14 protein-coding genes are annotated in these 14,946 nt (G+C 46.9%); 9 read left to right on the top strand and 5 right to left on the bottom strand.

Going from position 1 to position 14,946, the window contains the following annotated elements:
* Positions 1-228 precede the first annotated feature (228 nt).
* Together DYH48_RS13550 and DYH48_RS13545 are read right to left on the bottom strand one after the other, a co-directional pair.
* Positions 229-777 carry a DUF1415 domain-containing protein gene (locus DYH48_RS13550; RefSeq protein WP_115335075.1) on the bottom strand — a complete coding sequence of 183 codons (549 nt, stop codon included), beginning with the start codon at positions 775-777 and terminating at the stop codon, positions 229-231.
* A gap of 27 nt (positions 778-804) precedes the next feature.
* Positions 805-1,398 carry a LysE family translocator gene (locus DYH48_RS13545; RefSeq protein ID WP_115335073.1) on the bottom strand — a complete coding sequence of 198 codons (594 nt, stop codon included), beginning with the start codon at positions 1,396-1,398 and terminating at the stop codon, positions 805-807.
* A 399-nt stretch (positions 1,399-1,797) separates the two neighbouring features.
* Between DYH48_RS13545 and DYH48_RS13540 the strand changes: the two genes are divergently transcribed.
* Positions 1,798-2,517 (top strand): DUF4136 domain-containing protein, encoded by a 720-nt coding sequence (locus DYH48_RS13540; protein ID WP_115335071.1) that lies wholly within the window; start codon positions 1,798-1,800, stop codon positions 2,515-2,517.
* Positions 2,518-2,766: 249 nt separating this feature from the next.
* Here DYH48_RS13540 and DYH48_RS13535 read toward each other — a convergent pair whose 3' ends face one another.
* Positions 2,767-3,588 (bottom strand): DUF2797 domain-containing protein, encoded by an 822-nt coding sequence (locus tag DYH48_RS13535; protein ID WP_006085311.1) that lies wholly within the window; start codon positions 3,586-3,588, stop codon positions 2,767-2,769.
* A 358-nt stretch (positions 3,589-3,946) separates the two neighbouring features.
* Here DYH48_RS13535 and DYH48_RS13530 point away from each other — a divergent pair, with 358 nt between their 5' ends.
* Both DYH48_RS13530 and DYH48_RS13525 read left to right on the top strand, forming a co-directional pair.
* Positions 3,947-5,101 (top strand): alpha/beta hydrolase, encoded by a 1,155-nt coding sequence (locus tag DYH48_RS13530; RefSeq protein ID WP_115335069.1) that lies wholly within the window; start codon positions 3,947-3,949, stop codon positions 5,099-5,101.
* 100 nt (positions 5,102-5,201) lie between these two features.
* Positions 5,202-6,089, top strand: coding sequence for a DMT family transporter (locus DYH48_RS13525; RefSeq protein ID WP_115335067.1), 888 nt, complete (start codon positions 5,202-5,204; stop codon positions 6,087-6,089).
* Positions 6,090-6,220: 131 nt separating this feature from the next.
* On the opposite strand, the gene DYH48_RS13520 is transcribed toward DYH48_RS13525, so the two are convergent.
* The gene (locus DYH48_RS13520) at positions 6,221-6,721 is read right to left on the bottom strand and encodes a glycine cleavage system transcriptional repressor (RefSeq protein ID WP_006085314.1); all 501 of its coding nucleotides are present in this window, start codon (positions 6,719-6,721) and stop codon (positions 6,221-6,223) included.
* A 200-nt stretch (positions 6,722-6,921) separates the two neighbouring features.
* Here DYH48_RS13520 and DYH48_RS13515 point away from each other — a divergent pair, with 200 nt between their 5' ends.
* The 6 genes from DYH48_RS13515 (at position 6,922) to DYH48_RS23715 (ending at position 14,350) form a co-directional block, all read left to right on the top strand.
* Positions 6,922-9,180, top strand: a complete 2,259-nt coding sequence (locus tag DYH48_RS13515) for an ABC transporter permease subunit (RefSeq protein ID WP_012588079.1) — start codon at positions 6,922-6,924, stop codon at positions 9,178-9,180.
* A gap of 59 nt (positions 9,181-9,239) precedes the next feature.
* A complete protein-coding gene (gene pstA / locus DYH48_RS13510; RefSeq protein ID WP_107947003.1) occupies positions 9,240-10,898 on the top strand; it encodes a phosphate ABC transporter permease PstA in 1,659 nt (552 codons plus the stop codon).
* 33 nt (positions 10,899-10,931) lie between these two features.
* Positions 10,932-11,750, top strand: coding sequence for a phosphate ABC transporter ATP-binding protein PstB (pstB, locus tag DYH48_RS13505; RefSeq protein ID WP_006081067.1), 819 nt, complete (start codon positions 10,932-10,934; stop codon positions 11,748-11,750).
* Between the two features lie 81 nt (positions 11,751-11,831).
* Entirely contained in the window at positions 11,832-12,542 is a 711-nt protein-coding gene (gene phoU / locus DYH48_RS13500) for a phosphate signaling complex protein PhoU (RefSeq protein WP_006081068.1), read from the top strand.
* Between the two features lie 482 nt (positions 12,543-13,024).
* The gene (locus DYH48_RS13495) at positions 13,025-14,107 is read left to right on the top strand and encodes a DUF3137 domain-containing protein (RefSeq protein ID WP_115335065.1); all 1,083 of its coding nucleotides are present in this window, start codon (positions 13,025-13,027) and stop codon (positions 14,105-14,107) included.
* A 90-nt stretch (positions 14,108-14,197) separates the two neighbouring features.
* A complete protein-coding gene (locus tag DYH48_RS23715) occupies positions 14,198-14,350 on the top strand; it encodes a hypothetical protein (RefSeq protein WP_172481191.1) in 153 nt (50 codons plus the stop codon).
* A gap of 183 nt (positions 14,351-14,533) precedes the next feature.
* On the opposite strand, the gene DYH48_RS13490 is transcribed toward DYH48_RS23715, so the two are convergent.
* A complete protein-coding gene (locus DYH48_RS13490; RefSeq protein WP_011846416.1) occupies positions 14,534-14,851 on the bottom strand; it encodes a hypothetical protein in 318 nt (105 codons plus the stop codon).
* Positions 14,852-14,946: the final 95 nt, after the last annotated feature.

Below are 14,946 nucleotides of genomic sequence, written 5' to 3'. Positions count from 1 at the left end.
CCATAGGGATATGGGGAATGTCACTATTATGTATGTCGGGAACATAATTGACCATGTGATCGAGGCATTCACACTTCCATGTACAGCAGATGTCGTCGAGCCCTCAGGGACGAGTTTACGGCGTGTCACTGGAGTGACAGTGCTTAATTTTTGGATACCAAGGTTAAGTGATTGCTCTACAATTTCCTATATTTACCATCTCTCTCAGTTATTTCTGAGGCGCTTAAGCTATTTCCCCATGCACTCTGCTAACAGCTTAACGAAAAAGTCGCTGCCTTTGCGTTCGCAAAAGGCGATGTTGCGTTCTGGGATGGTTTCGGGATCGTTGTAGCTGGCAAGAGCGAGCTCCATGCTGGCTTCGCGAATGATGTGCAAGGTTGGATAGGGGGCGCGGTTGGTGAAGTTGGCTGCGGCGTCCTGTGGTTCACCATCGAAACAATAGTCTGGGTGGAAGGTGGCGAGTTGGTAAGTGCCTTCGTACTCGTGTTCGATAAGCGTATCGGTTGCCATGTCGACGAGGTCGAGATAGGCATAAAAACCCTCAAAACCTCGGGGGAGAATAAACAGTGTGGTTTCGGCTTCGGGGTGGGCGTCGAGGTATTGGCACTCTTCGATTAATGCCTTGAGCACGAGTTTGACTTTGGTTTGTTCCACAACTAGATATCGAATACTGCCGCGCTCGACTTCTTGTCTGGCGAAGGGGCAAATATTGTATTTCATGATCACTTTTTTGACCCAGTTGTCGGTTTGTTCAATGATCATGTCGATTTCGTTCATGGTGGTCGTGGCTCGTGCTGACAAAAATTAGGGAGCGATCATAGGGATGATAGACGCCACAAGCAAGACTGCCATAGTGATATTGAAGATCTTCTGTTGGCGCTCATTTTTTAAAATGCGCTTAAGGGCCACGCCAAAACCGAGCCACACAATGGCGCAGGGGAAGGCGACACATAAAAATACTGTCGCGATAGTGATGACCTGCGGAGTTAAATCTTGCTGTACTGACGTGAATGTCGCAATTGCGCCCACCGCCATGATCCAGCCCTTAGGATTCACCCATTGAAACGCAGCAGCTTGGATAAAACTGAAGGGTTTGGCAATGGCTTTGCCTTCCATCTTGCTACTGCTGTTGGCGATAAGCCAAGACAGATACAAAAGGTAACCTATGCCGACGACTTTAATCACTTGATGGATGATAGGATAGCTTTGGAAGAGCGCGCTTAAGCCCAAGCCGATCGCGAGGATCATGGTTGGGAAGCCAAGGCTTATTCCCATCAGATGCGGAATACTGCGTTTTACGCCAAAGTTAACCCCTGAGGTCATCAGCATAATGTTGTTCGGCCCTGGGGTGATCCCCGATGAGAAGGCGAATAGCGCGATAGCGAGTATTAACTCCATAGATAGATCTCACACCTTTCATTTTCGTTGTATGGCATTGTGATTAATGGCGATATTTCGGCTGCGACCGACGCATCTGCCTGCGCAACATTGTTTGGCTAGCAGGCTTTTTGCGGCGTTTGATTGCAGCGCAGGCGAGGCATTCTAGCGGTTAAATAATGCCGCGCCTATACGGCATTGCGAGTTTATAAACGAAAAAGAATAACAAAATAGGTTGAAGCACTAACAGGCTCAATATTGAATGGAGAGTATTAGCGCAGGCTGGCGATTTCCCAGTGATGGCAAGAGCATCAACCTATATTGGAGTATGCTGATTTAACACTATGATGCATATCAACTTTCAGTTTTAGCAATAGCGACTATCCTTAGACAGAATTTTATAAAATGAGGGAACAGTGCATGATTAATTCGCTGCATAACACGTTACATCGAGAGCGAAGTGGAGAGCTTAATCGGGGCCTAAGCCGAAGGCAGGATCTAAGCCAAAGTCGAGGACGAAATCTAGATATTAGCCGAGTGCTCAATAGATATTTAGCTGTGTTAGTGCTGCTGTTCACGGGCGCTTTAGGTCTTACAGGGTGCGTGACTGTGACGGATAACGCGGCGCAGCCGCTGCGAACCACAGTCGTGATGTCTGGCGATCTCAGTGAATTACCACCAACCGCCATGACGTATACTTGGCATCCCAAGTTTCAAAAAATTATTACAGACAAGCGCTTAGAGCCGCAGCAAGTATTACAGCACATGCAAGATGTACTCGAACAAAGTTTGCAGAATAAGGGATATCGCTGGGTTGAAGACCCACAACTGGCGGATTTTCAGGTCGGGTTTGGTGTCGCCATGGGCACTGAAATGAGCGATGAGCAAATTCTGGCGGTAACAGGCTTGGTTGCTGGGCTTTCGACCGACGGTGTGAACACTAAAAAGTATGACAAGGGCACTGTGGTGATAGCACTGTTTAAGCCGACCAAAATAAAGGGCGGCGGTGACGAGCCCATTTGGCGTGTCCTTGCCCAAGGTTTTGGCAACATTAAAAAGATGGATGAGCTAACCGAAAACTTCGACAGTTTAATTGCCAGCATGGTGGCCAATATACCATCGGTTAATGTGGCACCTTAGTTAGCGTTTTAGTCTTGCTTCGTTTCAGTTCTGGCCTGAGTGAATCAGCATCTTGATAGAAGCATTCGTCAGATAAACGGGATTAGTGCGTAATTGAGCGGCTCGGTCCCACATTTGTGGCGCTAGCTCCCATTTTTGAATGGTGAGGCATGGTATTTTAGTGACAGCCATCTCAACAAAGGGCGCGACAGTGAAAACTGCCGCGCTTTTTCATTTTAACAGGGTAAGTCCCGTTTCGATTTCAGGCAATCAGTCGTGCTCGACGCTGATCTCGTAGGATGAAAACTTACGAATGTTAATCACGCCGGTATCGAACATTAAATACTGACCTTTAATCCCCTGCAAAATCCCGCTCACCACCCCATTTTTATCGAAGTTGTGGGAAGTGATCTTCTTCGGAAAGGTGTCGATAGGATAATGAATCGGCTGAATCGTTTCATCTAAACGCTCGATACTGTAATCGCCTTTTTGCATACCGATTTCATGCAGCTTAGCCTCAATTTGCGGGATCAGTTCTGCGGCTTTCGCATTCAAATCGATATCGTCGGCGTGGCCCTTTAACATGGCTTGCCAATGGGTTTTATCGTTGACCAATTTCGCCAATTCAACTTCGACCAGACCTGAGAGTTGCCTTGTTGACACTTTAAAAATCGGCAAACCTTGGGTGGCACCTTGGTCAATCCAACGGGTAGGCAGTTGCGTGTGGCGGGTGATGCCGACTTTAACGCCCGAAGTATTCGCCAAATACACATAATGCGGCACAAAACAGTGGCTCTGGGCCCACTCGGGTTCGCGGCAAGTGCCTTGGTCGTAATGGCAAGTTTCCGGCTTCATGATGCACATATCGCAACTCGCCAGCTTTTGCATACAGACAAAACAGTGGCCCTGCGAGTAACTCTTCTTGCTTTTTTTACCGCAGTTGCAGCAGAAGATATTGCCCGTGTGGGTCAAGGTTAATTGCTTGCCTATCAATGGATTGAGCGGGAGTAACTCATCACCGACAACGAGTTGATATTGCACTTGTTGCGCGTCATCTAACTGTACGCGCATCTTTTTTAGCGTTCCTAACATGGTAATCCTAATGTGTTGCGTTCTGGTGCAGCTTAGTCGCTCATCATGCGGTCTAGTGCACACTTTCGTTATATCGTCATTGCGTGGCCGTCAGTATACAAGATTATCCAAGCCAGTTTAGATAGGAATTCTCGATAAGTGAGTCGATAAGTAAGGCGATAAGTGAATCGATAAGTCAGTCGATAAGCGAGCCGATTAATGGCGTTAATGACCAGAGTCGATTGAATGAGCTGATTGAGTGAGTCTTTGTAAACTGTACTCAACTCCATCATCTTAATCAGACTTTTTTGAGGGTAATGATTTGAGTCTTATGATGAAAACCAGTAAGTTACCCAGCATTACAAATGGAGGTGTACTTATGCGGTTGGTTTTAGTGCTGATGTTTTTCTTTTCAACGGCTGTCTTCGCACAGACGGATAAGACGGTAATTCATTCAGAAATCTTGAATGATGACATCAACTTACAAATCCATTTGCCAGATACCTATGCGCATTCCAACGACTTTAACTATCCGGTATTAATCGTACTAGATGGCTCTACCCAATTTGAGCATGTGGCGGCGAATGTTGGCTTTTTAAGTACTTATGCCATTATTCCGGAAATGATCACAGTTGGCGTGAGTTCGGATCAACGGATGAAGTATTTCACGCCGACTCAAATCGATAAATTTAAAGACAGCTCCGGTGGTGCTGAACAGTTCAGGCAATTTTTAGAGCAAGAGCTGCTCAGTACATTAGGTAAAAAATACCGCACCTCAGATTATCAAATACTCACGGGTCATTCCTTCGCTGGGCTGTTTACGAGTTATGTGGCTATGACGCCTAATAGCCAATTTGATGCGGTGATTTCAATCAGTCCCAGTTTATGGTGGGACAGTGATTGGCTAGTGCTTAAGTCGGCCGAGTTATTACACGCTAAGCGTGCGAAACCACTGCGCTGGTTTTTGAGTATGGCAAGTGAACCCAATGAAATGGCGAGCGCGTTTGCGGCGCAAATTAAGCAGTTGCAAGACGGCTTAGGTGCAAACTCAACGGGTAACGCATCAAAGCAACTGTATTGGTTTTACAAACATTTCCCCGATGAAACCCACGACAGTACACCGCTTGTTGGCAATATTGAGGCGTTAAAGACCCTTTTTGCCGGTTGGAATGCTGTGCCTGAAATTGCCGTTATGCCACTCAAGGACCTAAAACACTTCTATCGACAAAAGAGCGTTGAGTTTGGCTATGAATTTCCACTCTTTGCTCAGCAATATAATGTTTATGGACTCAAAGCTACTTATGAACAAAAAACGGCTTGGGGCGTTGAAATTCTCGCAGAGGGGACGCGCGCGTTCCCCAATTCAGAGGTGTTATGGGACAGTTTAGCGACCGCCTATGATCTGGATGGACAGCTTGAGCAGGCGATAAAAGCCTCCGATAAAGCCGTGCTACTGGCAAAACAAACGGATTCCGTGTTTTTAAATGAGATCCTCAGTCAAGCTAAACACTTGCAGTTGCGAGCGAAAAAGTAACCGCTCCAAGAGAGGGCTTAACTACAAAGTTGCAACATGTTTGGACAAGTCTCACGCGGCTAGGTAATCTTGTGATCTTTTTGTTCGCTGAGAATTTATCTTGCCTGCCAACCTGTTATTACTGCTTGCCGCCGCGATTTGGGGCTTTGGATTTGTCGCCCAAACCTTAGGCATGGAACATCTTTCCCCCTTTGCGTTTAATGGTATTCGCTTTTTAATGGGGACGTTTAGCTTAGTGCCTTTGGTGTGGTACTTGCGTCGGCAAAATAAGCTGCATGTGAGTGCGCCAAAGGATTTAGTGCGCGGCAGTTTGCTGGTTGGGGTTTTACTGTTTGCGGGCGCGTCATTTCAACAGGTCGGTTTGCAATACACCACAGCAGCGAATGCGGGCTTTATCACTGGCCTATATATAGTGTTAGTGCCTGTGCTTGGGTTAGCGCTAAAACATACGACAGGTTTGAATACTTGGCTTGGCTGCGCGATTGCCGCGGTCGGTTTGTATTTTTTAAGTGTTAAAAATGGTATGAGCATAGGTTATGGCGATGCCTTGCAGTTGGTGGGCGCCTTGTTTTGGGCATTGCACATTCTGGCGGTGGATCATTTTGCCAAGCGGATTTCGCCCGTGGTGTTAGCTATGATGCAGTTTTTCGTCTGCGGCGTGCTGAGTTTGATGGTGTCGGCGGTAATTGAAGTCACCACGCTCGACGGCGTGATGGCGGCTTGGGGTTCACTTTTCTATGCAGGGCTGATTTCGGTAGGGATTGCTTATACCTTGCAAGTGTTAGCACAGAAAAATGCGCATCCAGCCCATGCGGCGATTATCCTCAGTTTAGAAACGGTATTTGCGGCCATTGGTGGCATTATCTTCCTCGATGAGAGTTTGAGTGTGCGGGCATTATTCGGCTGTGGCTTGATGTTGCTGGGGATGTTGATCTCCCAAGTGCCGCTACGTTACTTAGTCAAATCTCGGCATCAAAAAGTGACTTAAACAAAAAACGCCGCTGGCATCTGCTTAGCGGCGTTTCTATTTTATGCATTTTTTAAAAAGCGCTTTAAGTGCTGCCTGCAAATGCACGCTCTAAACGTTTGGGTGTGCTAAGCGTTCGCTCGTCGTAAAGGTTAACGGCTTAATCTATCGAGCACGAGATCATCACCAAGGGCATAGAGGGATGTTACCAGTTGCTCTTCTTGGGCGAGATCTGTGAGTCCAAGGCCGATAGTCGCCCGAAACAGAGCGATACCTGTGTGGCCAGCGGTTTCATATTGGCTACTAAACTGCTCGATATTGATGCCAAGGGCGTTGATCTTATTTGAGATATCGAGCACGAGTCCGGGTCTGTCATAGGCCACTAGGTTGTAGCTTAAGCGTTTGATGGGTTTAAGCGCGACCGAGGTTTTGGCATAGGTGAGGGTGAGGCTGTCGATGCACTCCAGCGCCTCAATAAGCTCGTCCATACGCAGTGAAGGCACTTCAAGTAACAGAATTGCGGCAAAGATACCGTCGATATGGCGCAATTCCGAGTCGAGCCAGTTGCCGCCGTGACGGCTCACCGCATGGGCGATTTGTTCTACTAATCCTTTTCTATCAGGTGCTTGTAGTGTGATCAAATATCGTAGCATAGTGACTGACTCCTATTTTTTGTAAAAGGCACCTGTTTTAAAACGGGGTGTAACACAACTGTCATCTTTGCGTCATATAATCCAACGCACTTAGAATAAAGGATGTTGTTATTGCTCAGTTTACGTTCAAACAGTGTAAGCATAGCACTCGGCAAATCCTAGCGAAAAAACTCGCTGGCTATTAATAATAGAGGTTCTTAATGGAAAGTCAGGTCACTCAACCTGGTCCTGCATCGCACAGTATGCTTAAAGGCGGACGCTCGAATCGCAGGGCATTTAAGGATAAAGCGGCGCAAATCGGCGTCACTATCGGCGGCACTATGGTGTTTGTCGCCTTATTGTTGATCTTCTTTTATCTGTTGTATGTGATTAAACCCATTTTCGATAGTGCTGATGTCACGCCGGTTAAGACGGTGAGCTATCAACACGCGGATGTACCTACTTTAATGGTGGGCGCTGAAGAGCAAAATGAGGTGATGTACCGTGTGGCCGTTGATGGCCAAGTGGACTTCTATACCGTTGCCGACGGTAGCCTACTTTCTAGCTTTACACCGCCGTTGCCAGCGGGCGTGACTGTGACCAGTGCCGCCGTTGCCGTGCCGAGCGAACAGCGTTTTGCGCTGGGATTAAGTAATGGTCAGGTGCTAGTGGCTGGCCTAGAGTTTGGTTTAAGTTATCCAAACAACAAGCGCTTAATCACGCCTAAACTGCGTTATCCCGCAGGCGAAACCCCAATTACAGTCGATGAAACGGGCAGTGCGATTCATAAACTGACTTTCACCTACAGTTCAGACAAAATGAGCTTTGCCTATCAAGATGAGAGCGGCGTTTGGCGCCTGACTCGCCTCGAAGGGCAAGAGAACATGATGACTGAAGAAGTAGAGTGGGTTTCTACGACGTCACAAATTCAAGATGCGCCGAAGAAAGTCTCCCATGAGCTGATGACGCCAGATCAACGTCAATTGATGTTGCAAACTGGCAATAAAATCTTCGTGTACGACATCCGTGATACTGACAGCTTAGATCTGCTGCAGGTGATTGATGTTGAACGTGCTAAAGCCCAAGTGAATAACGTGGCTTTGCTGGCGGGCGCAAGTTCCTTACTGGTCAGCTACGACACAGGTATTGTGGCCCAGTACTTCCAAGTCAGTGGTCCAAAAGGGCGTTTATATCAAGAAATCCGCCAGTTTGATGACTTACCGCCTATCGAGTCACTTACCTCTGAATTCTACCGTAAGAGTTTTGCGACTGTGAGCCCTGAGGGCGAGCTGACATTGCTCTATACCACGAGTCATCGTGAACTGTTTGACGAAAAATTCGACCTTAAAAACCCCGGTAAAATGGGCTTTACCCCACGCTCAAACGGCATAGTCGTTGAGGCGGACAAAAAGCTGCATATCTTCAGTGTGGAAAACTCCCACCCAGAAGTGTCATGGAGCGCCATGTGGGACAAGGTGTGGTATGAAGGTTATCCAGAGCCTAAATACGTATGGCAATCGACTTCGGGGTCTGATGATTTCGAAGCTAAGCTGAGCTTAATGCCATTGGCCTATGGCACAATGAAAGCGGCATTTTATGCCATGTTATTTGCCGTGCCTTTAGCCATTGCCGGTGCGATTTACACCGCTTACTTTATGTCGCCTAAGGTGCGCGGTTTAGTGAAACCGACCATTGAAATCATGGAAGCCTTACCAACGGTTATCTTAGGTTTCTTGGCGGGGTTGTGGTTAGCGCCGCTGATTGAAGAACATCTCCCCGGTATCTTGATTTTACTGACCCTGTTGCCGACCTCGATTCTCGCTTCGGCCTATGGCTGGAGTAAGTTACCTGCTATTTGGAAACAACGTTTACCTGAAGTGTACCAAGAGCTGATGTTGATCCCTGTGGTCTGTTTCGTGGGTTGGTTCTCTTTTGCGGTCAGCCCAATTATCGAAGTGGCGCTGTTTGATGGTAATACCCGTCAATTTATCACTAACGAACTGGGCATCACCTTCGACCAACGTAACGCGCTGGTAGTAGGTATCGCCATGGGCTTTGCGGTTATTCCAACGATTTTCTCTATCGCGGAAGATGCGATTTTCTCTGTGCCACGTCATTTATCGAACGGCAGCTTAGCCTTAGGTGCGACGCCTTGGCAGACACTGACTCGCGTGGTGTTGTTAACCGCAAGTCCGGGTATTTTCTCGGCCATCATGATGGGCTTAGGCCGCGCTGTGGGCGAGACCATGATCGTACTGATGGCCACCGGTAACACCGCCATTATGGAATGGAGCGTGTTCGAAGGGATGCGAACCTTGGCAGCAAACATTGCGGTTGAAATGCCTGAGTCGGCTATCGGTAGTTCGCATTACCGTGTGCTCTTCCTCGCGGCGTTCGTGCTATTCATCTTTACATTCTTCTTTAACACCATTGCAGAAGTGGTGAGACAGCGTCTACGTGAACGCTATAGCTCGCTGTAACGGGGATAAGACAATGACATTAAATACTATTTCGCCAGTGACCTTGAGAGGTTTGTGCAATGGGTAAGTGGGTAAAATCAGGCTCGCCATGGATATGGATGACGGGCGGTGCGGTGAGCATCAGTTTGATTGCCGTCTTAGGCTTATTACTGTTAATCGCTTGGCGTGGCTTAAGTTACTTTTGGCCAGCAACGGTTTACCAGTGGGAACTCGAAGATAACACGGGCGTACGTTCGACCTTAATTGGTGAAGTTTACGATAGGGAAGAAGTACCGACTGAGCGTTTGATTGCTGCGGGCCATGTGTTTAAGGAACATCCTGGCGAGTTCGTCACCCGTTACTTAGTGAAAACCGGTAACCGCGAATTTGTAGGGCTAGATTTCCGCTGGATATTAGGCACTGACATTTTGAGCCGTTCTACGCCAAGCGATGTCGCCATGATTGAGCGGGCTAAAAACGGTAACTTCTACGGTTATCCAATCGCTGTGATTGAAAATGGCAAGCGTCTGGATTTAGTTAACGATGCGATTGAGTCTTCCTTAATGGAGCATATCGACCGCGCAGTAGCCTTATCGGACAAAGCGGTAGATTTGCAGAAGCAAGACATTGGCTCGATTAACTACGCCATTGAAAAGCTGCGTTTACAGGAGCGTCGATACGAGCTTGATGGCGAACTGACCGACAGCAATAAAGCTGACTTAGTGGCCAAGCGAGCGCAACTGCAAAAAGATTACTTAGTGCTTGAAAAAGAGTTATTTGCCCTGCGTGATGACGCGGCGCGAGATTCAGTAATCGTGCGTGATATGCGCGGTGAAGAAGTTGAGCTTAAGCTAGATACAGTGCTGGATGTGACTTATGTTAACCACTTAAGCCTAATTGGTAAAATTGGTAAATGGTTCATCGGTATCGGCCGTTTTGTGAGTGACGACCCGCGTGAAGCTAACACCGAAGGCGGCGTTTTCCCAGCGATTTTCGGTACTGTGTTTATGGTAATGCTGATGGCCGTTATTGTGACGCCATTTGGTGTGGTCGCGGCGGTTTATCTACATGAATACGCTAAGAAAGGCCCAATCACTAAGATGATCCGTATTGCGGTAATCAACTTAGCTGGTGTGCCATCAATTGTGTATGGCGTGTTTGGTTTAGGTTTCTTCGTCTACATGATGGGCGGCTCTATCGACCAACTGTTTTACGCTGAAGCATTACCGTCACCGACCTTTGGTTCGCCAGGGGTGATTTGGTCGGCATTGACCTTAGCCATTTTGACTCTGCCTGTGGTTATCGTTTCGACCGAAGAAGGTTTGAGCCGAATCCCAAGTGCGGTGCGTCAAGGTAGTTTGGCACTGGGCGCAACGAAAGCTGAGACACTGTGGCGCATTGTGATCCCAATGGCGAGCCCAGCTATCATGACGGGTTTGATTTTAGCGGTCGCCCGCGCTGCCGGTGAAGTGGCACCACTGATGTTGGTGGGTGTAGTGAAATTAGCCCCAACATTACCACTGGACTTTAACTTCCCGTTTGTGCATTTAGAACGTAAGTTCATGCACTTAGGGTTCCATATTTATGATGTGGGCTTCCAGAGTCCTAACGTTGAAGCGGCACGTCCTCTGGTGTATGCGACTTCCTTCTTGCTGGTGTCTGTGATTGTGGCACTCAACTTGACGGCCATTGGCGTACGTAACCACTTGCGTGAAAAATATCGTTCGCTTGAGCACTAATCAGCGATTATCCTGAAAGTATTAGGACTGAATATGATTTCTATAGATTCGACAGCAATGAAAACCAATAACTTTGATTTAGCGAACTTAAGCCAGACCGACACCGCGTTGGAGATCCGTAACTTAGACTTGCGCTATGGCAGTAAACAAGCGCTGTTTAATGTATCGATGAAGATCCCCAAGAAGCAAGTGACCGCCTTTATCGGCCCCAGTGGTTGTGGTAAATCGACGCTGCTGCGTTGTATTAACCGCATGAACGACTTGGTGGATAACTGCCATATCGACGGTGAAATTTTGCTGCACGGCCAGAATATTTACGACAAGAAAATCGACGTCGCGGCCCTGCGCCGTAACGTGGGCATGGTGTTCCAGCGCCCGAATCCGTTTCCTAAGTCGATTTATGAAAACGTCGTTTATGGTTTGAGATTGCAAGGGCTGAATAATCGTCGTGAACTCGATGAAGCGGCCGAGCGTTCGCTGCGTGGCGCGGCGATTTGGGACGAAGTAAAAGACAGATTGCACGATAACGCCTTTGGTTTATCTGGCGGTCAGCAACAACGTCTGGTGATTGCCCGTGCCATTGCTATCGAGCCAGAAGTGTTATTACTCGATGAACCCACATCGGCACTCGATCCTATTTCGACATTGACGATTGAAGAGCTGATCACCGAGCTTAAGACTAAATACACTGTGGTTATCGTGACTCACAACATGCAACAGGCGGCGCGGGTATCGGATCAAACGGCCTTTATGTATATGGGTGAATTGATTGAATACGCTGATACCAATACGATTTTCACCACGCCGAAAAAACGTAAGACCGAAGATTACATCACAGGACGTTACGGTTAATTAGCTCGGTCGCTATCGGATAAAGCCGCAACAGCAGGCTTTGAGCATGCTTGGTAAACAGTTAAGTAAAAGGTTGGCTAAATGGAAAACATGAATTTAAGTAAGCACATCTCAGGACAGTTTACCGCTGAGCTGGATGATATCCGTAACCGCGTACTCGCTATGGGTGGTTTGGTTGAACGTCAGCTTGAGCAAGCCATTGACGCGCTCAGCGCACTTGATGCTGAACTCGCCCAGCGTGTTATCGAGGGCGATCACAAGGTCAATGGCATGGAAGTGTCTATCGACGAAGAGTGCACCCGTATTATCGCCAAGCGTCAACCTGCGGCCAGCGATTTACGCCTGATTATCGCCATCTCAAAAACCATCGCCGATCTTGAGCGTATTGGTGATGCCTGCGTGCGTATCGCTAAAGCAGCGTTAGATAAGCGTTTGAATAATCAACAACCTTTACTGGTTAGCATTGAAAATATGGGCCGTCACGCGACCCGTATGTTGCACGCGACCTTAGATGCTTTGGCCCGTATGGATGCCGATACTGCGTTAGAGCTGCACAAAGAAGATGCCAAGCTTGACCGTGAATACGAAGGCATCATCCGCCAGTTAATGACTTATATGATGGAAGATCCGCGTTCTATCCCTGACGTCTTAGACGTACTGTGGGCAGCGCGTGCGGTTGAGCGTGTTGGCGACCGCTGTAAAAATATCTGTGAATACATCATCTACTACGTGAAAGGTAAAGACGTTCGCCATACTTCCTACGAAGATATGGAAAAGGACATGAAAGGCTAACACACGCATTAATCTGCTGTTGTCATGCATCAATACAACGCTCCGCAGTCTCTGTGGAGCGTTTTGCTTTTAGGATGCTGAGCTAGGACCGTTGATTAGGATAGTGAGCTAGGAGCGTGAGATAGAGAAGCGAGCTAGGATTTTGGGCTATGGATTGTGAAATTGGATAGCTAAGTTGGAGTGTGAACTGGCATTCTGGATCAGTACCGCGAATAAAGAAGGTCATTTTTGTGTTTACAATAAATTAACCTTTGTTTAATCTGATGCTTGCAACAAACTTTAGCTGCTGGAAAAGGGCGGTAGACCTAGATAGTGAAAGAAGTAGAAGCCTAAGTGCTAGCGTTTTTGTGTTTAGCTGTGGGATTGATATCACAGCACGTTAATCTCAGAATTTAACCGCCACCCCTATTTGTTACCGCTAAGGTTTGGGGTTAGCAGCGCAACGGAATGGGCGCTGTGTCGGCGATAACATGGATAAGTTGATGAGCCCATTATTGTATTCTTTAAAGCAAGGTTTCGAAGCCCTTAAAAGTATTCGAAATCATATTTCTGAAGCGAATTTACCCGCTGATTTCCCCCGCGCTGAATTACCGCCGCTGTCCGAGGACGCTAGAGCCGAGCTATTGCAGCTATTAGCGCCGCTAGAAACCTATCGAATTGAAAAGCTTGAAACTAAACTCTCCCGTAAAAAATGGGCGAAGCGTCTAGGTTGGCTATTGTGCCTGCCCGCACTGGCTTTTGATTTAATCTCGTTAGCCTCTAACAATGACCCAACCATTTTGAGCCTGATCGTCCTCGCCGGCATTTTGATGTGGGTTCATCTGCCTGAAATGCAATATAAGCGCCATTACAAATATAAAATATTGCCTGTTTTACTCAAAAAACTAGGGGACTACCGTTATAGCCCCGACTCCTGTGTCAACCTTGATTCAGTGGCAGATTTCGAACTTATGCCCCGTTTTAGCAAGCAACAATCAGAGGATCATATTCGCGGCAAGGTAGAGGATATCAGCTTCGAATTTTGCGAATTAACCTTAAAATCCCGCGGCAGTAAGTCAGACAAGATCCAATTTAAAGGTGGGGTCGTGATCATGACGATGCCCTTTAGCTTTGAATCTCATACCGTCGTCAGCCAAGACTATGGCTCCCTTGGTAACACCATGGCAGGCATAAAGAAACCCAGAGTGAAACTCGAAAGCGTGACCTTTGAGGCGATGTTTGAAGTGTATTCCCACGACCAACATTACGCGCGATATCTGTTGTCTCCCGCCGTAATGGAACGCCTCGTTGAACTGGAAAAGTTATTTCGTAAAACGGCGCGCGGGTCGGGGCTGAGTATCGAATTTAAAGCCAATAAAGTGCTGATAATGGCGAGCTATTTTGGCAATTTATTTGATACCGTCGATATCAATTTACCCACCCATGATATGTCGAAAATTCCGCAGTTACAGCAGGAGTTAGTCTTGATTACTGGCATCATCAAACAGCTAAAATTGGATTATCTTGCAGCGCAAAATCTGGCGACACAGCAGACACTTGAGAGGATTAAGACGTTAGCGGGTTAACTTGAGCTGTTCTTTTCTCTGTATTTTGAACTGTACTTTGAGCAGGCTTTTATTCGTCGTGAGAAGAGGTTGCTTCAGAGGACTTAGCGTTTGCAGGTATCCACTCATAAAGGCTTGCCATGGCATTTACTCATCGACGCACAGCAAGTCCGTCCTTGGATGCTCGACCGCCCCGTCCATGGGGCGGACGGTCGTCTCGCTAATCACCATGGCTCACCTTTCGAGCATTTGCGTAACCTGTAGATTTACAAGACATACGCAACACACTTCTTGATATTTCCTTAGTCAGATTCTTAGACCAGATTTATGACTATCGGATTAAAATTTCTATGTCTAACGTCTCACTAAGAGGCACAAAATTGTTGGCTAAACTTAGCGACGAAGGAGCAAAAAGCCAACTGTTTTTTGTCCTATTTTAGTACCTTATCAGCTCAAATATTGCGCATACCCTAAACATAACAAAATTAACCAACATATTGATATTAATCCTGATAGCAACAAAGATGGCCTGACAGGTTCGCTACTAAATAGAGTTTTAATTACTTCAAAAATACTAGTTAAACCAATAACAGGAAAACTAATAATTGTTAGTATTACCCTTAAACTTGGATCTGCAAAAAACAAAGACCAAGCTGTAGACTCACCATTTTCGGATTGTTCAAGTTTTAATGCCGTGTACTGAATATAAATTGGCAAACTAAAAACAATAAGTACTAGAGCTAAAGAGAAGTACAGTTGATACATATGCTAGATATCCTTTTCAAGCTAACGTCTTAGTATTTATGCGTTGCGCTGTTTGCAGGGCATAAATCACTTCTTGGCTCAATCTCAAAAATGGC

The sequence above is a fragment of the Shewanella baltica genome, assembly GCF_900456975.1.
Lineage (GTDB): Bacteria > Pseudomonadota > Gammaproteobacteria > Enterobacterales > Shewanellaceae > Shewanella > Shewanella baltica.
This window is presented reverse-complemented; position numbering and strand designations above follow the sequence as displayed.